The 23,984-nt window shown below is 62.8% G+C and carries 16 protein-coding genes and 1 CRISPR repeat array; of the genes, 6 read left to right on the top strand and 10 right to left on the bottom strand.

Going from position 1 to position 23,984, the window contains the following annotated elements; all coding sequences use genetic code 11:
- Window positions 1-21 precede the first annotated feature (21 nt).
- Both MUK72_RS06400 and MUK72_RS06395 read right to left on the bottom strand, forming a co-directional pair.
- Window positions 22-792: an ABC transporter permease gene (locus tag MUK72_RS06400; RefSeq protein WP_244704950.1), complete on the bottom strand. Its 771-nt coding sequence runs from the start codon at window positions 790-792 to the stop codon at window positions 22-24.
- A complete protein-coding gene (locus MUK72_RS06395) occupies window positions 789-1,799 on the bottom strand; it encodes an ATP-binding cassette domain-containing protein (RefSeq protein WP_244704948.1) in 1,011 nt (336 codons plus the stop codon). The genes MUK72_RS06400 and MUK72_RS06395 overlap by 4 nt, the downstream gene beginning before the upstream one ends.
- Before the next feature lie 273 nt (window positions 1,800-2,072).
- Here MUK72_RS06395 and MUK72_RS06390 point away from each other — a divergent pair, with 273 nt between their 5' ends.
- From MUK72_RS06390 to MUK72_RS06370, 5 genes are all read left to right on the top strand, one after another.
- Window positions 2,073-2,717 (top strand): helix-turn-helix domain-containing protein, encoded by a 645-nt coding sequence (locus MUK72_RS06390; RefSeq protein WP_244704946.1) that lies wholly within the window; start codon window positions 2,073-2,075, stop codon window positions 2,715-2,717.
- Window positions 2,718-3,161: 444 nt separating this feature from the next.
- On the top strand, window positions 3,162-4,931 hold the full coding sequence (locus tag MUK72_RS06385) for a BCCT family transporter (RefSeq protein ID WP_004055376.1): 1,770 nt from the start codon (window positions 3,162-3,164) through the stop codon (window positions 4,929-4,931).
- Window positions 4,932-5,031: 100 nt separating this feature from the next.
- Complete coding sequence (locus MUK72_RS06380; protein WP_244704944.1) at window positions 5,032-5,448, top strand: TFIIB-type zinc ribbon-containing protein; 417 nt, start codon at window positions 5,032-5,034, stop codon at window positions 5,446-5,448.
- A gap of 73 nt (window positions 5,449-5,521) precedes the next feature.
- Window positions 5,522-5,671: a hypothetical protein gene (locus MUK72_RS06375; protein ID WP_244704942.1), complete on the top strand. Its 150-nt coding sequence runs from the start codon at window positions 5,522-5,524 to the stop codon at window positions 5,669-5,671.
- Between the two features lie 65 nt (window positions 5,672-5,736).
- Window positions 5,737-5,979: a hypothetical protein gene (locus MUK72_RS06370; RefSeq protein WP_244704940.1), complete on the top strand. Its 243-nt coding sequence runs from the start codon at window positions 5,737-5,739 to the stop codon at window positions 5,977-5,979.
- Between the two features lie 44 nt (window positions 5,980-6,023).
- Here the strand turns inward: MUK72_RS06370 and MUK72_RS06365 are convergent, their stop codons facing one another.
- Both MUK72_RS06365 and MUK72_RS06360 read right to left on the bottom strand, forming a co-directional pair.
- On the bottom strand, window positions 6,024-6,473 hold the full coding sequence (locus MUK72_RS06365) for a universal stress protein (protein WP_244704938.1): 450 nt from the start codon (window positions 6,471-6,473) through the stop codon (window positions 6,024-6,026).
- Between the two features lie 111 nt (window positions 6,474-6,584).
- Window positions 6,585-7,820, bottom strand: a complete 1,236-nt coding sequence (locus MUK72_RS06360) for an NAD-binding protein (RefSeq protein WP_244704936.1) — start codon at window positions 7,818-7,820, stop codon at window positions 6,585-6,587.
- A 162-nt stretch (window positions 7,821-7,982) separates the two neighbouring features.
- On the opposite strand from MUK72_RS06360, the gene MUK72_RS06355 reads away from it, so the two are divergent.
- On the top strand, window positions 7,983-9,884 hold the full coding sequence (locus MUK72_RS06355; protein WP_244704934.1) for a BCCT family transporter: 1,902 nt from the start codon (window positions 7,983-7,985) through the stop codon (window positions 9,882-9,884).
- A 25-nt stretch (window positions 9,885-9,909) separates the two neighbouring features.
- Window positions 9,910-17,563: a CRISPR direct-repeat array (repeat unit 30 nt; unit sequence GCTTCAACCCCACGAGGGTTCGTCTGAAAC).
- 100 nt (window positions 17,564-17,663) lie between these two features.
- On the opposite strand, the gene cas2 is transcribed toward MUK72_RS06355, so the two are convergent.
- From cas2 to cas7b, 6 genes are read right to left on the bottom strand one after another with little or no spacing between them, the layout of a single operon-like run.
- A complete protein-coding gene (cas2, locus tag MUK72_RS06350) occupies window positions 17,664-17,927 on the bottom strand; it encodes a CRISPR-associated endonuclease Cas2 (RefSeq protein WP_244704932.1) in 264 nt (87 codons plus the stop codon).
- A 2-nt stretch (window positions 17,928-17,929) separates the two neighbouring features.
- Window positions 17,930-18,922, bottom strand: a complete 993-nt coding sequence (cas1b, locus tag MUK72_RS06345; RefSeq protein ID WP_244704931.1) for a type I-B CRISPR-associated endonuclease Cas1b — start codon at window positions 18,920-18,922, stop codon at window positions 17,930-17,932.
- Window positions 18,922-19,488 carry a CRISPR-associated protein Cas4 gene (cas4, locus tag MUK72_RS06340; protein ID WP_244704929.1) on the bottom strand — a complete coding sequence of 189 codons (567 nt, stop codon included), beginning with the start codon at window positions 19,486-19,488 and terminating at the stop codon, window positions 18,922-18,924. Before cas4 ends, cas1b begins: the two co-directional genes overlap by 1 nt.
- A complete protein-coding gene (locus MUK72_RS06335) occupies window positions 19,485-22,091 on the bottom strand; it encodes a CRISPR-associated endonuclease Cas3'' (protein ID WP_244704927.1) in 2,607 nt (868 codons plus the stop codon). The genes cas4 and MUK72_RS06335 overlap by 4 nt, the downstream gene beginning before the upstream one ends.
- A 1-nt stretch (window position 22,092) precedes the next feature.
- Window positions 22,093-22,890: a type I-B CRISPR-associated protein Cas5b gene (cas5b, locus tag MUK72_RS06330; RefSeq protein ID WP_244705286.1), complete on the bottom strand. Its 798-nt coding sequence runs from the start codon at window positions 22,888-22,890 to the stop codon at window positions 22,093-22,095.
- Between the two features lie 2 nt (window positions 22,891-22,892).
- The gene (gene cas7b / locus MUK72_RS06325) at window positions 22,893-23,984 is read right to left on the bottom strand and encodes a type I-B CRISPR-associated protein Cas7/Csh2 (protein WP_244704924.1); all 1,092 of its coding nucleotides are present in this window, start codon (window positions 23,982-23,984) and stop codon (window positions 22,893-22,895) included.

Below are 23,984 nucleotides of genomic sequence, written 5' to 3'. Positions count from 1 at the left end.
AGGGAGTATCGTTCAGCCGGTTCAGACGGTCTCGACGCGCTCGAAGAGATACGCACCGACCGAGACCATCACGATCGAGGAGATCACGAGTGCGCCGAAATCGAGCAGCGGCGAGTACGTCGAGGCACCGACCAGCGCGGCCCGGAGCCCGTCGACGCCGTAGGTCAGCGGGTTGATCAGCGCGAGATACTGCACCGGGCCGGGCAACCCCTCGATGGGGTAGATCGCGCCCGAGAGGAAGAAGAGGGGAAAGACGATGAACTGGACGATCAGGCCGAACCCCTCGCTGTCGGAGAACTGCGAGGCCAGCGCGATGCCGAAGCCGACGAAGGTGATCGCGATGAGGAGCAGGAAGACCGCCGCCAGCGGGATCGACAGCCAGCCCGCGAGCTCGAAGCCGAGCGGGATCGAGAGCACGAGGATCAGGACGGCCTGGACGATCGCGGTCGTCGAGCCGCCGGCGATCCGACCGAGCACGATCGAGGTGCGACTCACCGGCGCGACGAGGATCTCCTTGAGGAAGCCGACGTCCTGGTCCGAGAGGATCGCCAGGCCCGCGAACGAAGCCCCCAGAAGCATGGTGAAGCCCATGATGCCGGGGACGAGATACTGGAGATAGTCGACGCCCTCGGGGAGACCGGGGATGGCCGCGCCGCTGAAGCCGAAGCCCAGAAAGAGCAGGAACATCAGCGGGAACGTCAGCGAGCCGATGATCTGTGAGGGTGTCCGCAGGAATCGCTTGACGTCGCGGAGCCAGAGCCCGTAGATGCCGAGCGGATCGACGAGGCTCATTCGGCGACCTCCGCGGCCTCGGCCGTCGTACGGTCCTCGTCGTCCTCACGCCGGTCGGCAACGCTCGCCTCGCGCTCGCTGATGGTGCTGCCGGTCAGCGAGAGGAAGACGTTTTCGAGGGTCGGCTTCCGGAGATCGACCGAGGCGATACTCGCTCCCGCCTCGTCGGCGAGACGAACGAGATCGGCGACCCGCGTATCGCCGTGGGCCATCGTGACCGCGACACCCTCGTCGGTCTCGGTGTGCTCGCGCACCCAGGGCTGCTCGTCGAGGCGGGCGAACAGTTCCCGGGAGGAGTTCTCCAGGCCGAGCGTGACGACGTCGCCGCCGAGCGAGTCCTTGAGGCTCTCGGGGCTATCGACCGCGACGATCTCGCCGTGGTCCATGATCGCGACGCGCTCGCAGAGGAAATCCGCCTCGTCCATGTAGTGCGTCGTGATGACGATCGTTACGTCCGATTGCTCGTTGAGCCGCTGGATGTACTCCCACGTGTCCCGGCGGGTGCGCGCGTCCAGCCCGGTCGTGGGTTCGTCGAGGAAGAGCACCGCGGGTTCGTGCATCAGCCCCCGACCGATTTCGAGGCGACGCTGCATCCCGCCCGAGTAGCTCTCGACGGACTGGTCCGCTTCGTCGGCGAGACCGACGAGTTCGAGCACCTCGGGAATGCGTTGCTCGCGCTCGGCCTTTCGCTTGCCGTACATCCGCGCGTGAAAGGCGAGGTTCTCGGCACCAGTCAGTTCCTCGTCGACCGCCGGCTCCTGGAAGACGATCCCGAGGCTGTCGCGCACGTTACCGGTCTCGTCGTTGATATCGTACCCGTTGACGCGCGCGGTACCCGACGTCGAATCGAGCAGCGTCACGAGCATGTTGATCAGCGTCGACTTGCCCGCGCCGTTCGGGCCGAGCAGTCCGAATATCTCGCCCTGCTCGACGGCGAACGACAGCCCGTCGACCGCCGTGACCGCGTCGAACTCCTTCGTCAACCCCTCGACTCGTATTGCATCCATCGATCGCCATTAACTGACCGTTCAGTTCGCATAAGACTGTTGTCTCGATCCGCTGCGTCGTCGAAAGGCCATCGATGGCCGTCTTCTCGCTGTTCTCTCGTTTCCCTCATTCGCCGAGAGCGAGCCGACGAGCGAACGGACGGCCACCGCTGGCCGGGCGATCTCGACGATCGGTTTGGGTGTTATCGACCCACATATTTAACTTCCGTGTGACCGCTATCCACGTACACGAATGGTACGCCGAGGCCGACCCGACTCACCGGATGTGAACCGATGAGTCTCATCGCCATCGTCCACATCGCCCACGAGGATCTCGCGCTGTCGCCGACGATCCGCGAGTGCCCCGACGTGGGGATCCGGGTCATGTCACAGTCAGTGACGGATCCCGACACGGGACTGTTCTTCTTCTACGTCGAGAACGGCGGGCAAGCGTTCGAGGCGGCCATCGAACGCGACCACACCGTCGTCGAGTGGATGCAGGTGAACGACGCCGATTCCGGGACCGTCTATCGGCTGGAGCACACCCCGGAGACGCTACTGCTGTCGCCGAAGACGATCGAACTCGGCGGGCTGATGCGCGATGCGACCAGCGACGGCACCGGCTGGACCGTCCGTCTCCAGTTCGAGGATCGCGAGGCGCTCTCGCAGCTCTGGGAGTACTGTCAGGAGGCAGGGATCACGTTCGAGCTCCAACGACTGTTCCGCGACCAGTCCTGGGTCGATGCGGAGCTGACGGCGCTGACCGACCCACAGCTCGACGCGCTGGTGACGGCCTACGAGGAGGGCTACTTCGAGGAACCGCGCACGAGTTCGCTCGAAGAGTTGGCCGACCGGCTCGGCATCTCGCCGACGGCCGTCGGCGGTCGCATCCGCCGTGGGACGGCCGCACTCATCGAAACCACACTCGCCGAGGAGTGATCGACCCGATTCGCACCGGGAGCGAAACCGATCGTTCATCGATCGATACAGCTACCAAGGAACGAAACGAAGTCGCCATGGGCTCGTGATAACATAGCTCTTGGGGGAGACTCGGAGAGAGTGCGCAACGGGCGCATTCGTCGTCGGCCGCCCCGGCTTCGATGCAGGCGACAGGCTCTGATACGAACGTTCGTTATAATAATGGCCGACTATGGGAGGAAAGGTTTATACGGTAGCTTGCGAAGAACAGCTATGCGATCCGATAGCACAGTGTAGTCGGCAGTCACGGAAGCGGGCCGCGTCGGCGGACCGCTCGACCGCCCGGCGGGGCGCACGCCGGACGAACCGAACACAGCCACCGACGAGCGGATCACAACAACATGATGACAGTACACGGATGCGAATCGAACCGAACCGACTACGAGCATCGTCCGGAGACCGAAGATGGCTGACGCCGAACACGACGAAGCGACGGGCGAGATGTCGGAGGGGTTGCAGGTCGAACTGTTCCACCCCGACTCCGAACGGGAGCCGGGCGACACCAACAAGCAGCTACTGGGTGGTCGATTCGACGTCCATCCGATCGTCTTCCCGGTCGCGCTGGCGCTGATCGTCCTGTTCGTCGCGGCGACGATCCTCCTCGGCGATCAAGCTGCCGTCATCTATACGGACATCTTCAACGCCATCAACACCTACTTCGGCTGGTTTTACATCCTCGCGATGAACGTCTTCATCGTTACCGTCCTCTATTTCGCGATCGGTAAGTACGGCAAGATCAGGATCGGCGGCGTCGAGGCCGAAACGGAGTTCAGCACCTTCTCGTGGATGGCGATGCTGTTCAGCGCAGGCATGGGCATCGGACTCATGTTCTTCAGCGTCGCCGAGCCGATGACGTTCTTCGACGGCGTTCCCCCCTTCTTCGCTGGTGACGCACAGGCGAACACGGCCGCCGCGGCCGGCCCGGCGCTCGCACAGACGTTCTTCCACTGGGGCGTCCACCCGTGGGCGGTCTACGCACTCGTCGGGCTCGGACTCGCCTTCTTCTCGTTCAACCGCGGACTGCCGCTCACGTTCCGGTCGATCTTCTGGCCGCTGCTCGGCGAGCGCATCTACGGCTGGCCGGGGCACGTCATCGACCTCGTGACGGTGTTCGCGACGCTGTTCGGCCTGTCGACCTCGCTCGGTCTCGGCGTCGCGCAGGTGAACCAGGGTCTCGACGTCGTGGCGGGTGAACTGCTCGGCGCGGGCGTGCCGGTCGGGGTATGGCCCCAGGTCGCGCTCATCGTCGGCATCACGCTCATCGCCACCGCGTCGGTGGCCGCGGGCCTCGACGGCGGCGTCAAGCGGCTGAGTACGCTCAATCTCTATCTCATGTTCATCATGCTTGGCTTCCTGATCATCGTCGGCCCGACGCTGTACATCTTCGACGGCCTCGTCAGCGGGCTCGGTACGTATCTCGTCAACTTCCCCGGGTTGAGCTTCTTCTCGGCCGCGTTCGCCGGCGGGGGTGCAAAGGAGTTCCTCGGGACGTGGACGATCTTCTACTGGGGCTGGTGGATCTCGTGGTCGCCGTTCGTCGGGATGTTCATCGCACGCATCTCGAAGGGGCGGACGATCAGACAGTTCGTCCTCGGCGTGCTCATCCTGCCGGCGCTGTTCTCGTTCGTCTGGCTCTCGTCGTTCGGCGGGAGTGCGCTCTCGGCCCAGCTCGGCGGTGCCGGCATCGTCGGCGCGCTCAACAGCCAGGGACAGACGATCGCCATGTTCTCGATGCTGTCGCAATACCCCCTCGGTGCGATCGCGTCGATCCTCGCCACACTGCTCGTGATCACGTTCTTCGTCACGTCCTCCGACTCGGGGTCGCTGGTCATCGATCACCTGACCTCGGGTGGCAAGCACGACGTACCGCGAACCCAGCGCATCTTCTGGGCGCTCACCGAGGGTGGCGTCGCGGCACTGCTGCTCATCGGCGGCGGTCTCGACGCGTTGCGGACCGCCTCCGTCTCGACGGGGCTCCCCTTCGCGGTCATCCTGCTGTTGATGTGCTACACCGTCTATCTCGGGCTCCAAAACGAGTACGAGATCCTGGAATCGGAGGAGTTCAGGGACCACATCGAGGAGATCAGCGACCGCGAGGACGTCGCGGTGGACTCCGCCGGTGGCGACGTCGTGACGGGTGTCTCGGACGGCAGTGACACGACGACGGACGACTGAACACCACCGATTCGTTCCGTTTCGCGGGGCCAACCGATTCACACGATTCGCCTCGAACGTCAACCTATTGGTTCGTGCTACCATATGATCATCGACGACAATGGCCAGGAACATCGCGCGAACCGCCGTCGATACGGTCAGATGGGTCGGCCATCAGCTGATCGAGCCGCTTCGGGCCGACGACGAGCTGAAGAACTTCACGCTGTCGATCCCCGAAACCCAGACCACGACGGTCGACGGCGACATCGGCTGGGCGAACCGACCGCCCGCCGTGGTGAACTGCCCGCGATGTGACAGCGAGATCCAGCAGTCCCGTTCGATCGAGACGATCGACTGCCCACGGTGTGTCGGCGAGTTCGATGCCGAGGAGTTCGCCGCCCTGGAACTGCTCTATCTCCAGTGTCCCGTCTGTGGCACGCGAATGGAACACGGCAACCGCCATCCGAACACGATCGACGTACCCGAATGGGCGACGTGCGAGCGCTGTCGGTACCACTGGGAGTTCGAGCATTTTTGATGGCCCGCGAAACGATGCGAACGGAGCGGCATTCGGGAAGGTTTACCTGGACGAACATCGATGATCAGCGACGATGAACGTACTCGCGGCGGTGTTGGCGGTCGCGGTGGTCGTGGCGATGCTGGGTGCAGTAGTCCTCATGACTGCGGGGAAGCTCGGACTGGCCGGTGGACTGTTTCTGAGCGCGAGCATCATCATCTACTTCAGAGAGCAGTGGGTGTAGCTGTCACCGCACGATGGCGATCGCGACCGCGCCATTCATACTACCCTTGTTCGTAGTTCCGAGCAATGACCGCCATACGTCATACACCGGGCCCCGCTGCGGCGGAGGCGTTCACCTTCGGTATCGCGATCACGACGCTCACGACGCTCGCCGGGATCGGCGTTCTCGTCTGGACCGGCATGATGACGGTGATCGGCGCGGTCGCCGCGCTCCTGTTGGGGCTGCCGACGCTGCTCGTGATCGTCTCGTGTCTCCTCAGCGTGTGGCTCGGCTACAACAGGGACGCGGTCGACGTGGCGCTTTCCTGAGACGAACGGTTCGAAACGGCCAGGGTTGACGGCCCGTGCGGACGCTACGGCCGTGATTCGGTCTCGGTCATCTTCGTCGAGATCACCGGCACGGTCGCCGTCCGGACGACCTTCTCGACGATGGTGCCGAGCAGCGCACCGAGCTGACCCTGATAGCCCGTACCCATTACGATGGCGTCGATCCCCTCGTCGGCGGCGTATTTGACGATCTCCTCGTGTGGCGTGCCGCTTCTGAGCTCGGCGACGCACTCGACGCCGGCCTCGCTCGCCATGTCGCTGACCTCGCCCGTAACGCGTTCGCCGTACTGTTCGTACTCCTCGCGGATCTCCTCCTCGTCGTCCCTGAGCGAAAGGGTCCGTGGTACACCCGGCAGATCCATGACGTACAGCGTATGGACCGTCGCCCCGAGCGCGGTCGCGAGTTCGATACCGTGTTCGGCAGCCTTCCTGGCCTCGTCGCTTCCGTCCGTCGGGACGAGGATCCGGTCGTACATCCCTTTGTCACCTCTCCGCGAGCCTTCAGCGGCCGAGCACATAGCGTTTTGCATGAAATAGCTGCCGATACGATACGTCGGAACTCGATCCGGCACCGATCGTATCGACGATCACGACCCGGCCTCGTTGTCCGTGGCGATCGCCTCGTCGCCATCCGCGCTCTCGCCGCGGACCGAGCGCCCGAGCCGCCGGCCGACGATGATCGAGGGACTGATCACGTCGTCGGCACCGACGCGTTCGAGCTTGTCGGCGTGGCGATGATCGCTCGCGACCGCGACGACGCGGATATCGGGGTTCGCCTGGCGGGCGGCGAGCACTGCGAGCGTGTCCTGTGCGTCGTCGTTCGTCGCGGCGACGACGCCGCTGGCCGCCTCGATGCCGGCGTCGAGCAGCGACTGCTCGTCGGTTGGATCGGCCGTCAGCACGTTGATCTCCCTGTCGTCGAGTTCGGCGGCCGTCTCCGTTGCCGACGTCACCACGACGACGTCGCTCGTCGCCACCAGCTCGTCGAGCAGCGGTTCGGTGAGGTCGCCGTAGCCGAGAACCAGCACGTGGTCGTCGAGCAGCGAGAGCTCCGTTTCGGTCATGGTTCCGAACGCGGCACTCAACCGTGATTCGAGCGCCGGGACGACGAGCGAGCCCGACGCGACGGCGAACGTGCCCGCGCCGATGATGATCGCCGAGACCGTAAACAGTTTCGCCCCCTGCGTCGCCGGCGTCGCGTCGCCGTAGCCGACCGTCGTGCCGGTCACGACGACGTAGTAGAGCGCGTCGGTCACCGTCTCGATGCCGTCGAACTGCCGACGGAGCGCGAACGCACCGAGCGTGCCGTACAGCTGCCCCGCGACGAACGCGACGATGGCGGCGGTCTGAAACGCCGAGAGCTCGATCCGCCGGTCGAACGCGTGGCGGTTGCGAACGACGACCGGGAGCGTGACGAGCGGCAACGCGAACAGGAGCGCGTCGGTCGGCTCGGCCGTCACCAGCGCCAGCGACGACGACAGCGGCAGTACGACCAGGGAGCCGTACCACGCGAGGCGCTTGCGACGCTGCAACCCGACGGCAACGCCACCGAGGACGAACGCGAGGAGCAGCCCCGAGAGCAACACCACCTCGGCCACTCCGGCGGGGAACAGCGGCGCGAGCGGTCCGTCGAACGCCGCTGCTCCCTGGCTGAGATGCGAGAGGCCGGTGACGAACGCGAGAACGGCGACGGTGCCGACCAGCAACACCGCGGTTTTGGCCCCCGAGAACCGCCGCCAGTGGACGAACGGCACCCGCTCGCTCCGATAGAACAGCTCGCGGAGCGCTGAATCGAGCTCCGTTTCGGGGGAATCACTCGCCATTCCGCAGACGAATGGTCGGCGATACGTAAAAACTCACGCGCCATCGGCACCGTTTCGTCGAAATCCCCGTCTTCCCCCCCCCCCCTCCACCGTAACGCAAGTGGCCGTCCATCGTTCGATATGGCGATAGGATTATGCATGTTTGTTACTGACGTGCAAGATATGGGAACGCATGGAAACGAGGCGGTGGAAACGGCCGCCAGGCGGCTGCTGGTCCCGCTGTGTGTGCTCTCGGGTGCGGTCGTCGCTGCGGGCTTTTTCTTCCCGTCGTTCGTCGGCTCGGTCGTCGCCGGCGAGAGCTGGCTCGTCGTCTCGCTGCTGTTTTTCGGCTCCGGACTGACCTACCTCGCCCTGCTCCCGCTCGACGACGGGACCGACGGCGACGCGCGATCGCGAACGCCGTACCTGCTCCGCGTCCGTCGATCCGGCTGGACCGACACGGCGAGGGGGTTCCTCACACGGATCCGAGGATTTCTCTCCCAGCAGGACCCGATCACGTTCGGGGTTCCGGTGGCGGCGTTCGTGCTCTTCTTCGCGGCCTGGTTCGCCGTCCCGACGGGGATGCAAGCCGTCGTCGGTGCCGTCGAGGGCGTGCTGCTCCACGAGTTCGGCGCGCTGTTCCTCGGGGCGATGTTCCTCGCGGTCTGCTACTGCCTCTCCCTGCTCGTCGGCCCCTGGGGCGAGATCAGGCTCGGCGGCCCGGACGCGAGCCCGACGTACACCTACCCGACGTACTTCGCCATGTTCTTCACCGCCGGCATCGCCGCTGGCATCGTCTTCTGGGGGCCCGCCGAGGCGCTCTTTCACTACCGGGCACCGCCGCCGTTTTTCGACGTGCCGGCGCGATCCGGCGGCGCTGCAGTCGGTGGACTCGCCTACGCACTCTTTCACTACGGCTTCTCGGCCTGGAGCGCCTACCTCGTCATCGGCGTACCGATCGCCTACTTCGCCTACCAACGGGGCGCACCGCTGCGCGTCTCGACGATCCTGACGCCGTTTCTCGGTATCGACGGGCTCGACGGCTACTGGGCCAAACTCGTCGACGTTCTCGCGGTGTTCGCCACCATCGGCGGCGTCGCCACCTCCGTCGCGCTCGTCGGCCAGCAGTTCCTCGCGGGCAGCAACTACCAGTGGGGCGTCACCTACGGCGCGCTCGGCCCCGTCCTGTTCGTCACCGGACTGACGATCGTCACCGTCGTCTCGGCCGAGAGCGGCGTCGAGCGCGGCATTCGGCGGCTCGCGGGCGTCACCGTCGTGCTCTTTGCGGTCTTCGCGGCGCTGCTGGTCGGCGTCGGCCCGCGAGCGGCGATGGTCGACACCGGGCTCGCCGCCGTCGGAACGTACGTCGCCGAGTTCGTCCCGATGAGTCTCTATCTCGGTAATGGGTTTATCGCCGCCGATTGGGTCGCCGAGTGGACGGTCTGGAACTGGTCGTGGTGGTTCTCGTGGGCACCCTTCGCCGGACTGTTCCTCGCGGCGCTCTCGAAGGGCCGGCGAGTCCGAACGGTGGTCCTCACGGGCGGCGTCGCCACCTCGCTCGCGACGGTCGTCTGGTTCGTCGTGCTCGGCAGTACGTCGCTGTCGCTCCAGCGATCGGGAACCACCGACATCCTCGCCGCCATCGAGCGTGCGGGCGGCTCCGAGGCCGTCGCCGGCTTCCCGCTGCTTGCGGCGCTCCCGCTTGGCCAACTGCTGCTCTTTCTCTTTCTCGCGCTCATCATCGTCTTCATCGTCACCTCCGCGGACACCTCGACGCTCGTCGTCTCGATTCTCGCGACAAAACCCGACGTCGCTCCCACGACCGGCTCGATCGTCTTCTGGGGCGTTCTCCAGGGGATCGTCGCCGTGGCCGTACTGCTCGTCGGTGGCGGCAACGCACTCAAGACCGTCGCGGTGCTGACCGGCGGCCCGTTCGCCGTGTTGTCGGTGGTCGCACTGATCGGGCTGACCGTCGCCTTCCGCCGCGACGAGAGCGGTCACCCGTCGCTGCTCGACAAGATCCGCTCGGCCGTCGGCGATCACGGGATCGATGGACCGAGCGAAGTGCTCCGGCGCGAGAAATGACGTCTGTTGTATCGCGTTTCAGTCGTTTTCGGCCCCACGATGGTTCGTCTGAAACCGTGGCTCCCCGGTTCGAACAGATTGGTGAGGGTCTCGCTTCAACCCCACGAGGGTTCGTCTGAAACTCTCGCGCTTTGCGGGTGTCAACGTCCAGTCCATGCTTCAACCCCACGAGGGTTCGTCTGAAACCTGCGGGTTGTTCGAGAGTGTCCCGACAGTGGCGCTTCAACCCCACGAGGGTTCGTCTGAAACGCTCTCGATCGTGACGGTGAGCGAGGTGCCACCGCCGCTTCAACCCCACGAGGGTTCGTCTGAAACTATCGCACTCTACTGTCAGCTACATCAGGATGATGAGCTTCAACCCCACGAGGGTTCGTCTGAAACACTTCATTGAACGTCGTTCCCGAAGCACCTGCCATGCTTCAACCCCACGAGGGTTCGTCTGAAACCTCTATTTATTCGGTTCTAAGGGCGTCAAATCCCTATGCTTCAACCCCACGAGGGTTCGTCTGAAACCCGTACACGGTGTCGTTCCCGATCTATTTCGAGCTTCAACCCCACGAGGGTTCGTCTGAAACACGATCCCGAAAAACAGGGGATTGGAGCTGAGGCAGCTTCAACCCCACGAGGGTTCGTCTGAAACACTCGAACAGTCGCGGTGGTGATCCTGACCCCGAGCTTCAACCCCACGAGGGTTCGTCTGAAACACGCCTCGGTCTCCGAGGAGCGGAGATTTGCCACATGCTTCAACCCCACGAGGGTTCGTCTGAAACTCGCCACGATTGGGAGACTGCTCGGATCAGTTACAGCTTCAACCCCACGAGGGTTCGTCTGAAACACGTGCTGACGGAGATATCCGCGGCCCTTCCAGCTCGCTTCAACCCCACGAGGGTTCGTCTGAAACCAGACAAAAACTCCACGGGTCAGCAAATTGCCCATCGCTTCAACCCCACGAGGGTTCGTCTGAAACTCGTCCGGCCCGCTCTCATCGTCCGGCAGCGGGACGCTTCAACCCCACGAGGGTTCGTCTGAAACCCCTTCAGGTGATTCCATCACCCTCCGCGGCCTCTGCTTCAACCCCACGAGGGTTCGTCTGAAACCTGTCGACGAGCGACCGGGGCGAATACGATTGGGATGCTTCAACCCCACGAGGGTTCGTCTGAAACTCGGGGCCGCGAACCGCCGCGGGGACACACTCAAAGCTTCAACCCCACGAGGGTTCGTCTGAAACTAGCCTTTCACTTCGATAACGGCGTCTCCGGCGATGCTTCAACCCCACGAGGGTTCGTCTGAAACGCGTCCCGTTCGCCTTGACACCACAAGATACCACGGCTTCAACCCCACGAGGGTTCGTCTGAAACAATTTTGGCTTTTTCAATGGAGCCATAGCCTCGGGCTTCAACCCCACGAGGGTTCGTCTGAAACCTGAGATAACCGTCGGAGGTATCCCCGGGGACGTGCTTCAACCCCACGAGGGTTCGTCTGAAACGAGCGCGGAGGACTTCGAGTACAACTTCAAGCGGCTTCAACCCCACGAGGGTTCGTCTGAAACCATGCGACGTTTTCTGGCGTGGGTTGTTCTGTGAGGGCTTCAACCCCACGAGGGTTCGTCTGAAACTCGGATTCCCGGGTTCTTCTGCGTCCCGGTGATTTTTGCTTCAACCCCACGAGGGTTCGTCTGAAACGAGCCCCGTCTTGATTTTCGGGACGATGTTCTCCTTCGCGCTTCAACCCCACGAGGGTTCGTCTGAAACCAGGTCCTCTTCGTCCGCGCCGGCGAGATCCAAGAAGCTTCAACCCCACGAGGGTTCGTCTGAAACGCGATCGCAGCGTCGGGACTAGATTCTGCGCGATGCTTCAACCCCACGAGGGTTCGTCTGAAACGTCGGCGGGTTCGTCCGCAGGGGCGTTCTCGTCGGTTGCTTCAACCCCACGAGGGTTCGTCTGAAACCGTAAGGACAGACGACCATTCGCTGTCGTCCATGCCGCTTCAACCCCACGAGGGTTCGTCTGAAACCAGTACCCCATCAACATCGACATCGGAGAGGGCGCGCGCTTCAACCCCACGAGGGTTCGTCTGAAACCCGGGCTGTACGAGCTGGACGGGTGTGCCGATGAGTGCTTCAACCCCACGAGGGTTCGTCTGAAACGCGTGGGCGCGGGCATGGTCGGTAGGCCCACAGTCCGCTTCAACCCCACGAGGGTTCGTCTGAAACCACCGACAGCTCGCACAGTGGACTGTGGCCTCGTGCTTCAACCCCACGAGGGTTCGTCTGAAACCGTGCTGCGTGGCGACGGGCTCGTGACGGATCACGCTTCAACCCCACGAGGGTTCGTCTGAAACCGTCCTGTTCGACGCGATGGTGGAGCTGCTCGAATCGCTTCAACCCCACGAGGGTTCGTCTGAAACCGTGTCCGATCTCAGCGAGTGTGCCCGTCCACCCGCCGCTTCAACCCCACGAGGGTTCGTCTGAAACATCCGAAACGGCTCGTTACTCACAATATCCGAGGTGCTTCAACCCCACGAGGGTTCGTCTGAAACCGAGTTCACTGGCGTGAGCTGGCCGTTCGAGCCGCTTCAACCCCACGAGGGTTCGTCTGAAACTCGGCACCGGCATCCTCGCCTTCGGTTCAAAGCGTGCGCTTCAACCCCACGAGGGTTCGTCTGAAACAACCGTGATCGCCGTCACCGTCGCCGAACATCCCGCTTCAACCCCACGAGGGTTCGTCTGAAACGCTGCTGAACCATTCGCTCGTCTCGCCAGAGCCGCTTCAACCCCACGAGGGTTCGTCTGAAACCTGGTTGACAGCCACGAGGTTGATCTTCGAGTCCTGCTTCAACCCCACGAGGGTTCGTCTGAAACGTGACCGAGCGCTTCACCGAGAACACGGGCATCGTGCTTCAACCCCACGAGGGTTCGTCTGAAACGTTTAGCCGATAGGCCGGCGACTGCCTCGCAAGGATGCTTCAACCCCACGAGGGTTCGTCTGAAACCGTGGACGAGACCGACGAGACCGAGACCGAAAGCGAGCTTCAACCCCACGAGGGTTCGTCTGAAACGGTGGCGGGCGAGGCCGGCCAGATCGCCGACTCGTCGCTTCAACCCCACGAGGGTTCGTCTGAAACACCAGCTCGCTCGCGAGGAGCTCACGCACTACCTCGCTTCAACCCCACGAGGGTTCGTCTGAAACCGCACCTACACCGTGGGCGTCGGTGGCTATCCCTCGGCTTCAACCCCACGAGGGTTCGTCTGAAACCTACGAGCACGGCGAGCGCTGGGTCTGACCCGGCCGCTTCAACCCCACGAGGGTTCGTCTGAAACAATATGGTCCCACGCTGTCGGCTCATCGGGGAGATGCTTCAACCCCACGAGGGTTCGTCTGAAACCGCCGTCTGACGGCGGTGTTTCACACGCAGGCTATGCTTCAACCCCACGAGGGTTCGTCTGAAACCCGCTGTTTAGCGGATTCGTGGCCGAGTGACGGCTTCAACCCCACGAGGGTTCGTCTGAAACCGGGCGGTCTGGAGCTGGATCAAGGGGCCCGGCCTGCTTCAACCCCACGAGGGTTCGTCTGAAACCCCGAGTTCACTGGCGTGAGCTGGCCGTTCGAGCCGCTTCAACCCCACGAGGGTTCGTCTGAAACCAGCGTGCCGTCGCCGCGTTCGGCCCGCCGGAGGCTTCAACCCCACGAGGGTTCGTCTGAAACCAGCTTGCGGGGCGAGGAGCTCCGCATGTTTTTGCTTCAACCCCACGAGGGTTCGTCTGAAACCCGGCCGTCGCGCAGCGCGTCGACGAGATCGTCGCGCTTCAACCCCACGAGGGTTCGTCTGAAACGCGTCGGCGACGCGCATCCAGACGCGCGTGTCGACGCTTCAACCCCACGAGGGTTCGTCTGAAACCGCCGGACTTCGGTTTTCGAGACAGGTTTTTCGTAGCTTCAACCCCACGAGGGTTCGTCTGAAACGCGATACCGGACGGCAACCCGCAACTTACCTTCTGCTTCAACCCCACGAGGGTTCGTCTGAAACCCGGTCTTGATCTTCGGGACGATCTGTTCACGCCCGCTTCAACCCCACGAGGGTTCGTCTGAAACCGCCGGACTTCGGTTTTCGAGACAGGTTTTTCGTAGCTTCAACCCCACGAGGGTTCGTCTGAAACGCGATACCGGACGGCAACCCGCAACTTACCTTCTGCTTCAACCCCACGAGGGTTCGTCTGAAACTCGCGAAGCAAGGGCTGCGAGCGATTTGGAACTGGGTGCTTCAACCCCACGAGGGTTCGTCTGAAACGAGAGCTTCGACTTCAGCGTGCCGGCCTTCGTGGCGCTTCAACCCCACGAGGGTTCGTCTGAAACCGGCGAGTGTCTTTTTCAGCCCCTTCGTTTGCTCGTTGCTTCAACCCCACGAGGGTTCGTCTGAAACTGGTCACGTGGATCAAGGGCCCCGGTGTCAGCCTCGCGCTTCAACCCCACGAGGGTTCGTCTGAAACGGCCGATCGCGAGCCGGACATCTACATCGGCCCGGAGCTTCAACCCCACGAGGGTTCGTCTGAAACCACGGGCGAGGGGTTGCCGTCCGCATCCCGCTGGGCGCTTCAACCCCACGAGGGTTCGTCTGAAACAGGTTCGTTCCCACGAGTAGACGATCCACTCGCGGCTTCAACCCCACGAGGGTTCGTCTGAAACTCGAGTTCGAGGACGACGCGCAAGACGAGTTCGCGCTTCAACCCCACGAGGGTTCGTCTGAAACCGCCCTCCTTGTCGAGATCGCGCCCGATCTGCTTGCTTCAACCCCACGAGGGTTCGTCTGAAACACGTCGTACAGCTCCTCATCGCGATCGCTCGCCGCTGCTTCAACCCCACGAGGGTTCGTCTGAAACCGTCGAGGACCAGACCCAGCAGTACGAGCAGGGTGCTTCAACCCCACGAGGGTTCGTCTGAAACTGTGCACGCTGCGGTGCGGACCTGCTCGATCACGGCTTCAACCCCACGAGGGTTCGTCTGAAACCTGTTCGACTGAGTCTCCCGCAACGGTTCGCTCACGCTTCAACCCCACGAGGGTTCGTCTGAAACGCGGCGAGCATGAGCGTCGAGTAGCGCTTGAGGAAGCTTCAACCCCACGAGGGTTCGTCTGAAACGATGCGCTGCCTGGAACGCCGACCACACAGCGAGAGCTTCAACCCCACGAGGGTTCGTCTGAAACCAGGAGCGTGTCCTCGCTGTCGTCACCCGTTGCAGGGCTTCAACCCCACGAGGGTTCGTCTGAAACGATGGATGAGCGCGGTGGTGTTGGCAAATCGTATGCTTCAACCCCACGAGGGTTCGTCTGAAACCAGCGTGGCACCGGCCTTCGACACGGCCGTGGCGATGCTTCAACCCCACGAGGGTTCGTCTGAAACATGCTCGACAAACAGGACGACCGGATCTCCCGGCTCGCTTCAACCCCACGAGGGTTCGTCTGAAACTCGGCGTGCAGGTCGCCGACGCCCTGCGGCTGTGGCTTCAACCCCACGAGGGTTCGTCTGAAACCATCTCTCTGTCCCGGTTGATTACTGGCTACTGTTGCTTCAACCCCACGAGGGTTCGTCTGAAACTCGTGGGGGAGTTTGCCCTGCTCTTCGAGCGACTCGCTTCAACCCCACGAGGGTTCGTCTGAAACTCGTCCGACTTCGGCGAGCACATGAATTCCTGGTTGCTTCAACCCCACGAGGGTTCGTCTGAAACCCGCGCCCGCCAGATCTTCCAAAGCACGTGGACGTAGCTTCAACCCCACGAGGGTTCGTCTGAAACAGCAGCTCCTCCGGCGGCCGACCGAAGACCAGTCGGGCTTCAACCCCACGAGGGTTCGTCTGAAACCCGACGATATACCCACTCGCCTCCAGCCCGAGTGAGCTTCAACCCCACGAGGGTTCGTCTGAAACTACCTTCGATCGCCGCCGGACCTAAGCAATATCCCGCTTCAACCCCACGAGGGTTCGTCTGAAACCTTCCGAACGCGATACGATACGCCCTGCTGCCTCAAGCTTCAACCCCACGAGGGTTCGTCTGAAACGCTACTGATGAGTCCGTTCTTCACGCTGGCGAGCGGGCTTCAACCCCACGAGGGTTCGTCTGAAACACGCCCTCCTTGTCGAGATCGCGCCCGATCTGCCCGCTTCAACCCCACGAGGGTTCGTCTGAAACGCCGTCGAGCGTGACGGTGTCGTTCGGGTGGTCCTCGCTTCAACCCCACGAGGGTTCGTCTGAAACAACAGTTCGTAGGGTCACTCTGTTAGTCGGGGTGGCTTCAACCCCACGAGGGTTCGTCTGAAACCAGTGCGCCAACAACGACAGCCTGCCAAGTCGAGATCGCTTCAACCCCACGAGGGTTCGTCTGAAACAGTATTATCATCTCCATCTCTAACAGTTTTAGAGAGGCTTCAACCCCACGAGGGTTCGTCTGAAACTCATGAGCTTTCTTCGTACCGTCAATTGGATACGTTTGCTTCAACCCCACGAGGGTTCGTCTGAAACCCCTTCCGGATCGCGACCTCGTTCGCCGCGCCGCGGCTTCAACCCCACGAGGGTTCGTCTGAAACGACGAGCAGATAGTTGTCCGTCGCCATCTGCATCTTGCTTCAACCCCACGAGGGTTCGTCTGAAACGAGAGCACGTACGGCGCGATCTCGACCTGCGTGTGCTTCAACCCCACGAGGGTTCGTCTGAAACTACGGTGACAAATCATGACACAAGACACTGACCAACGCTTCAACCCCACGAGGGTTCGTCTGAAACCAGACGATAACAGGCGCGAAGCGGGTTGTCGAGAGTGCTTCAACCCCACGAGGGTTCGTCTGAAACCGTTCTGGACGATGGCGAGCGGACGGATTCTATCGCTTCAACCCCACGAGGGTTCGTCTGAAACCGGTCGGGCGACACCCCGGCCGCTTTCCTGAAGCGAGCTTCAACCCCACGAGGGTTCGTCTGAAACCGGCCGGCTCGTCCGCAGGGGTGTTCTCGTCGTCCGCTTCAACCCCACGAGGGTTCGTCTGAAACCAGCCGGCGACTGGGGCGAGCTTCTTGCCCGCCTCGCTTCAACCCCACGAGGGTTCGTCTGAAACAATTGGCTCCGCAACAACGGTATGAGGGTCATCCGCTTCAACCCCACGAGGGTTCGTCTGAAACCCGCTGGCGCGATGGGCGTGCCCGACGAGTCGACGCTTCAACCCCACGAGGGTTCGTCTGAAACCCGCGACCTCCTGCTCGCGGGATGGGACGCGACGCTTCAACCCCACGAGGGTTCGTCTGAAACTTCTCGTCGAGCGCCGCGCGGGCGTCGTCGAGATAGCTTCAACCCCACGAGGGTTCGTCTGAAACCAAGATCAACATCCCGAAAGTCAGCCTCGGAGGGGGCTTCAACCCCACGAGGGTTCGTCTGAAACCCTACCGTAAGGATCATTACCACCGCGCGCGTGCGCGGCTTCAACCCCACGAGGGTTCGTCTGAAACTGTCCTACGTTCACAGAGGACATTATCACTTGAAAGGCTTCAACCCCACGAGGGTTCGTCTGAAACTCGCAGGTAGTTAGCGATCAGGAAGAGGTGAGTTTGCTTCAACCCCACGAGGGTTCGTCTGAAACGAGGTTGATGAAGTTGTCGAGCAGATCGATGAGGCTTCAACCCCACGAGGGTTCGTCTGAAACCATGCCCGGTTTAGTGGACATGAAGCTGCTACGGGCCGCTCGGCACATACAATTTTCGTTGACCAGCAATGGCCGCCGAACCCCCGTGGGTCGACGACCGTCAGAGGAACTTGCTGTCTTCGGTGGGGTCTTCGCCGAAGACTGATCGGTCGACGTAGCTCTCCGCCGACACCGTGTAGATGATCGTCGACTCGCCCGGTTCGAGCAGGCTCTCGATATGATCGCGCATCCGTTCGAGCTCGCCCTCGGTGACCTCGCCCTCGAACACCGAGTTCTGGACGTGGATCAGGAACCGCCGGAGGTAGTTACGGAACAGTCGCGTTCGGTCGGCTTGCACGTCGTAGACCGCGATCACGTAGACCACGACTACCACCACCGCTCGAACGGCTCGTAGGGTTCGCCGGTGAGGATGTGCTTTTTCAGCTTGTACGCCTCGATCCGGAGGAGATACTGATAGCTCACCTTCCGGTTCAGATGGGGGTGCTCGACGGTGCGGTCGAGGGTTTCCTCGAAGGCCTTCGAGAACGTTTTGCGCCCCGCATCGGTCAGGAGACACGCGTTCAGTTCGGTCTCGAAACTGTCCGTCGTGAGCTGCCCACGGTTGAGCAGCCGGAAGATGACGCGATCGGCGAGCACCGGCTTGAACGGCTCGGCGATGTCGAGCGCGAGCGAGTAGCGCCGATCGCCGGGTTCGTGGAGGTAGCTCACCGCCGGATCGAGCGCCGTCGCCCGGATCGCCGACACGCAGTTCGCGTACACCAGTGAGTTACCGAAGGAGATCAGACTGTTCACCTCGTTCGACGGCGGGTTATACCGACGACCACCGAAGACGAACCCGTCGGGGAGGATCGCATCGAACGTCGAGTAGTACGCCCGGCGCGCGCCGGCCTCCATCCCCATCAGCTCCGAGATGCCCGCCGCCTCGTCGAGTCCCTCGCGGATCGTCGCCAGTTCGTCGATCACTGACTGGAAGTCGTGACCACGGTTGTGGTAGTACGAGACGTTCGCGCGCATGTTGTGGATGCTGCCGGCGACGAACGCCCGCGCGATCGACAGCCGTGCGTCGGGATCGTCGTAGCTGCGGACCTGCTCGACCAGTGTTTGCCCGGAAGTCTGGCCGCGTTCAGGCATCACCGACCCCGCGTAGTAATCCTTCCAGCCGAAGACGTGTGCAGCGACGCCCTCGTCGTTGAGAAAGGACATCAATCGCGTGTTGTAGTCGATCTGGCCGTGGAGAAAGAGTGCCTCCGCGTTCTCGATCGGGAGATATTTCTTCTCATCGTCTTCGGTGACGAGGCGGACGGTATCGTTGTGGCGTTCGAGTCGGCCGTCGGAGAACACGTGGTAGTTGTCGTTCATCAGCAGCTCCAACAGAAGTCGTGGTAGGCGCACGATTCACAGAACGGTTTCTCCTCGGCCGGTGGTGGCGTGTCACTCGTCACGACGCGATGGACGCCACGGATCGACTCTTCGACCCACTCGACGCGCTCGTCGGTGAGTTCGACCGTCTCCCGCCGGCGCTCGGTCGGATGGGCGAGCACGCCCTCGCGTTCGACGCCGACGATCCGATCGAGATACCAGAGATAGTAACAGAGCTGGAGTTTCGCGGGATCGACCAGCGACGACGAGGGTTTCACTTCCATCACACGCCCGTCATCGAGCACGTCGATGGCGATGGTGCCGTCGATCGAAACGTTGCGGCGCTTACCCTCGTAGGCGGAATCGTCGACCTGCGTCCCGCGGACGACCGCCACGTTATCCCGGTCGATCTCGATATGGCGGGAGACGAACCAGAGTTCGCGCTCGCAGACCTCGTAATACTGCATCATCACGCCCGTGACGTGGAACTCGTCGTCGATCGCCTCGTCACGAGCCGAGCGAAGCAGTTTCTCGACGGGATCGATCGAGGAGCTGTCGGTACTCATAGGAACTGATGGTCGACGGTGCTTTCAGGTACCACGAACCCGATCGTCTTGTCGAAATGCGAGTCATACCGACGGACGTCGAGCTGGTAGAGGCCCTCGTCCTCGACGAGTTTTGGGAGGTCCTTGATCGCGTCCGCGGTCGCGCTGTCCTCTCGGTAGTACGGCACCGAGATCCGGAACGACTTCGACTCGTCGAGCAGCCGACGCATCGTCTCGAAATCGAAGGATCTGTCCGCCTCTCGAAGCCGTTCTGCGAGTTCTCGCTCTGCATCGGTCCGCGACACCAGCACGTCCGCCGTCCGTCGCTGATCGATGAGCGATAGCTTTCCCAGTTCGTCGGCGCGCGCCTCGTCGACGAACTCCGCATACGCTTGCTTGCCGACGTCTTTCTCCGCGTGGAGCCGGTCGTAATACTTCTCGACCGCATCCCGAGCAACGGCCGTCTCGGAGAGCGTTCCGTCGTCGCCACGGACCGAATCGAGCGTGTCGGCGGCGACCGGTAGCAGTGACGTACCGCGGTTGTAGACGGCCTCGGCGGGTGTTTTGGCCTGCTCGCCGGGCGCGTCGAGCCACCAGACAATGACCCGTCCGCGCGAGCGCTCGAACGAACGGTTGCACCGTCCGGCTGCCTGGACGATGCTGTCGATCGGTGCGAGGTCGCGATACACGCGGTCGAAACTGATGTCGACCCCCGCCTCGACGAGCTGTGTCGACACGGTGACGAGCGGATAGCCGCGCTCGGTGAGTGCTTTCGCCACCTCGATCAGCGTCAGCCGGTCCGCCGGTCGGAGCCGCGTCGAGAGATGCAACAGCGCATCGTCACCCCGTTCGACCACACAATCGACGACGGCCGCTGGATCGACGGCATCCACGTCGCCGACCGCGTCGAGTTCGTCCGCGTACACCTCGGCGACGTCGACCTGTGCAGCGTCGTTCACGCGCTCGGTGAGTTCACGCGTGCTGTCGATGGTGTTGCAGACCGCGAGCGCCGACTCGCCAGCGTCGAGCGAGTCGACCAGTGCGTCGGCAGCAGCGTCGTAGGATTTCGGTCCCGTCTGATCGTCGATGTACCGCTCGGTCGAGGCGTCGAGTTCGTAGCTCACCCGTTCGACGGCCTCGAAGTAGCTGTCGCGGTCGTCGACGAGTTCAGTCGGATCGTCGACGAGCTCGGTCGAGTGCTCGAACAGTTCCGGCTGGGTCGCCGTCATCGCGATCACCGTCGCGTCGTAGCGCTCGGTCAACATCGCGACGAGCCGCGGAACGAGCTGCCACCAGTCGAGCGGCAGGCTCTGTGGCTCGTCGAGGACGACGACGCTGTTTCTGAGCGCGGGGAGCTTCATCGACTGTCGGTTGGCCGGGCCGGCGAGGCTCTCGAACAGCTGGACGAACGTCGTCACCGTCAGCCCCGCGCGCCAGCTTTCGGCGAGCATCCCCGCGACGTCGTCGTTGCGGTCGGCTTCCTCGTCGTCGCGATCCCGAATGGTCGTCTCCGCGAGATGGTGGTGTGCGGTGAGCAGTCGACCGGCCGTGTCCGTCTCGTAGATCTCCTCGACCTCGCTCACGACCTGATCGATGATACTGGTGAACGGGAGCGCGTAGACGACGCGCTCGCCGTCGAGTCGGTCTCGGAGATCGAACGCTGCCGAGAGTCCGGAGAGCGTCTTCCCCATCCCGGTCGGCAGCGTGAGCGTCGCCACGCTGCCGTCCTCGTCGGCGAACGCCGCGGTATTGCCGAGAATCGATTCACGAGCCCGCGATCGATGGTAGTTGAGCTGCTCCGAGCGCGCTCCGTCGAGGTCAGCGCTCACGTCATCCTCGATGGTCTCGATGTAACTGTCGAGTCGGTCCCCCGACGGTGCGCTCGCTGCGTACGTCTTCGGGCTGTTCTCCGCGCCGGCCGCGCTCGTCTTGTCCGCAAGCACGAGCGTACTCCAGCATTGGATGACGAGCGCGTAGCACGACCGCGAGAGCGCGTCGCGGTCGACACCGGGGACGGTTCCGCTCGTTGCAACGGTGTCGGCGATCTCCCCGAGGAGTTCCGCGAAGCCGTCGTAGAACGATTCCCAGTCACCGTGGTCATCGGTTGCCCGCTCGAACAGTTCCGTTGCGAGGTCGTTCGCGTGCTCGTCGATGTCCTGCAGCTGTTTCGCGACGGCGTTCTGCTGTCGCTCGGCCGAGTTCATCTCCCCGCCCGAAATCCCCTCGCGACGGTGAGCACGAGTGTGGACGTACTCGGCGATATCCGAGAGACGACCGTGGTGTTTGGCGACCGCAACGAACCCCGCCAGACAGGTCTCGGTGGCAAATCCCTGTGCGTCGAGCGCGTAGTATGCCGCGAAGGAACCGATTGGTGCGTGATAACGATACTCCTCGTGGTCGGGACTACGATCGTCGAGCAGATACTCCTGAAAATACGTCGTCGCTTTCCCGAAATCGTGGACGTACGCGAGCGTTTCGGCGACGGCACGGAGCGATTCGCCGGCTGGTGTCGTCGCATCCGCCGACACGACGTGGCCGACGCGTGCCGCCACGTCGTCGAGATGATCGAGGAGTTCGGTGCCCGGACGACCGTCCTCGGGCGGATGTGAATATATCGTCGCCATCTCAGACGAACACCACCGTTCGATCATCGACCTGTGACGTTTCGATGTCCCGTACCTCCAGCGATTCGGCGTCCGGGCTGTACGCGTACGTGGTGAACGCAGTTGTCGTGCGGCCGCCCGAATCGGCCCGCATGAACGCGGGCGATTCCTCGACGCCACATCGTGATCCCGCATCGATCACGATGTCGTCGACCGCATTCGGGACTGCCGAATCGACCGCTGTCTGCTCCTCGTCCGTCCCGGTATCGATAGCGAACTCGCCGTGATACTCGATCTCGGCGAGATGTTCGGAGAGGCCGAGACTCGGGACATAATGGGATTTGCCGGCTGCGAGCTGTTCTCGGAGTCGGTCGTACCGTTCGTCGTCGGCGAGTGCGACATCGATTCGGTAGGCAGGCTCGACGAGCACCTCGTAGTTGTGCTGTTGGCGGAGTTTCGTCGAATCGGGAAATTTCACGCTGATCTTCCCGCGAGCGTTGAGCGAGCGGAGATCGCCGGCCGCCGTCGAAAGCGTGTTCATCGGCATGTTGAGCGCCCTAAGTTCCCGAAGTGGTTGAATAGCGACCGCCGATCGATCGGGAGCGAACAGCTCGTAATACTCGTCGCGCCCGATGCCGAGCACGGCAGCAAGTAGCCCCGCGACCGTCGTTCGGGGAATGATTCGGTACGTCTGTTTGACGACGTTGCCCTCGACGCGCCGGAAATGTCCCCACGGCCCACGAACGGTGAGCGAGAGACACCGCTCGGGGGACCACTCCGACCCGTCGTCAGTCCGTTCGCCGGACGATTCCTGCCCCATCGTCATGCCGCGTCGTCGGAGTCACTACTCGTGGGGAGAGTGTCGGGGTACTCGTCGTACACGTCGATGACCTCGACGGCGTCACTCCCGATCGCGGTATCGAGTGCACCTTCGAGCAGCCCCGGCCCACCGAGTTCGCCCTCGTGTGTGAACTGGAGCACGTCGCTTGCAACGACACGAACTCGTTCGATCTGTTCGCTCGCTCCCGAGAGTCGTTGGACGAACGCATCGATATCGACGGCGAGATCGCGGACGTTGCGCAACTCCTCGTCCGGCTTCGATTCGTCCGCATCGAGCGTGAGATCCTTGTCGAGCCCACCGAGATGGAAACTCTCCTCGCCGTACTCGACGCGACAGTACAGCCGTGGCTCCTGTCCGATCTTGCTGCGACTGATCGTCTGGTTTTTGAGCGCCCGCCAGCAGAGCGTGTCGAGTCGTTCGACGTCCGCCGTCGAGAGTTTGGTGTCTGCAGCCCCGTGTTCGTCGACGAGTCCGTGGAATCGGATCAGGCCGTACTGGATGCGGTGATCGTCGAGATCGAACCCGCCCTGTTCCTTCCCCTCTTGGGTGGCGATGACGCTCGTGAGACTGTCGTACTCTTCGTTTTCGGAGACGGCGTGCATCGACTTGCCGGGGGAGAACTGCACCGGACCCGTGAAGTGATCGGGGAGGTGGTTCGCGTACTCGTTGTCCGTGTCGAGCGACATCGTCGAACCGAAGTAGCGCACGTCGGCGCTGTTGTCGAGATATTCACCGAAGACGTCCTCGCGGAACTGCTCGGCCTCGTCATCTTCGTCGAGATCGTATTCGTCGGGGTCGACCTCTTTCAGACGATCTTCGAGCAATTTTTCGCGCGTGTACTGCTCGCCTTCGTCCTGGACGTTCCGGATATAGACGCCGTGGCCGTCGTCGTCGAGTTGATCGCGGAGATAGCGTTTCAGCCGTACGTCCGTGACGATGGCCTGCTGGGTCTGTGGATCGATACGCGGTCGGTTCGCACTCGAAAGCGGGTTGCCGTTCGGGTTCGCGTCGACCGCGTCGTAGAGGAACACGATCTCGGAGCGGTTCGTGACGGGTTCGGTGGTGTCTGTCAT

This window comes from Halococcus dombrowskii, assembly GCF_022870485.1.
Taxonomy (GTDB): Archaea; Halobacteriota; Halobacteria; order Halobacteriales; family Halococcaceae; genus Halococcus; species Halococcus morrhuae.
Note: the sequence above shows the minus strand (reverse complement) of the source record. Positions and strands in the feature narration are given on the sequence as shown.

What these genes read in the sequence shown, in the direction of transcription:
- cas1b (WP_244704931.1), bottom strand. Translation starts at nt 18,922, where the DNA reads ATGAACGACAACTACCACGTGTTCTCCGACGGCCGACTCGAACGCCAC.
- cas7b (WP_244704924.1), bottom strand. Translation starts at nt 23,984, where the DNA reads ATGACAGACACCACCGAACCCGTCACGAACCGCTCCGAGATCGTGTTC.
- MUK72_RS06335 (WP_244704927.1), bottom strand. Translation starts at nt 22,091, where the DNA reads ATGGCGACGATATATTCACATCCGCCCGAGGACGGTCGTCCGGGCACC.
- MUK72_RS06390 (WP_244704946.1), top strand. Translation starts at nt 2,073, where the DNA reads ATGAGTCTCATCGCCATCGTCCACATCGCCCACGAGGATCTCGCGCTG.
- MUK72_RS06380 (WP_244704944.1), top strand. Translation starts at nt 5,032, where the DNA reads ATGGCCAGGAACATCGCGCGAACCGCCGTCGATACGGTCAGATGGGTC.
- MUK72_RS06360 (WP_244704936.1), bottom strand. Translation starts at nt 7,820, where the DNA reads ATGGCGAGTGATTCCCCCGAAACGGAGCTCGATTCAGCGCTCCGCGAG.
- MUK72_RS06385 (WP_004055376.1), top strand. Translation starts at nt 3,162, where the DNA reads ATGGCTGACGCCGAACACGACGAAGCGACGGGCGAGATGTCGGAGGGG.
- MUK72_RS06400 (WP_244704950.1), bottom strand. Translation starts at nt 792, where the DNA reads ATGAGCCTCGTCGATCCGCTCGGCATCTACGGGCTCTGGCTCCGCGAC.
- MUK72_RS06370 (WP_244704940.1), top strand. Translation starts at nt 5,737, where the DNA reads ATGACCGCCATACGTCATACACCGGGCCCCGCTGCGGCGGAGGCGTTC.
- MUK72_RS06355 (WP_244704934.1), top strand. Translation starts at nt 7,983, where the DNA reads ATGGGAACGCATGGAAACGAGGCGGTGGAAACGGCCGCCAGGCGGCTG.
- MUK72_RS06375 (WP_244704942.1), top strand. Translation starts at nt 5,522, where the DNA reads ATGAACGTACTCGCGGCGGTGTTGGCGGTCGCGGTGGTCGTGGCGATG.
- cas4 (WP_244704929.1), bottom strand. Translation starts at nt 19,488, where the DNA reads ATGAGTACCGACAGCTCCTCGATCGATCCCGTCGAGAAACTGCTTCGC.
- cas5b (WP_244705286.1), bottom strand. Translation starts at nt 22,890, where the DNA reads ATGGGGCAGGAATCGTCCGGCGAACGGACTGACGACGGGTCGGAGTGG.
- MUK72_RS06365 (WP_244704938.1), bottom strand. Translation starts at nt 6,473, where the DNA reads ATGTACGACCGGATCCTCGTCCCGACGGACGGAAGCGACGAGGCCAGG.
- MUK72_RS06395 (WP_244704948.1), bottom strand. Translation starts at nt 1,799, where the DNA reads ATGGATGCAATACGAGTCGAGGGGTTGACGAAGGAGTTCGACGCGGTC.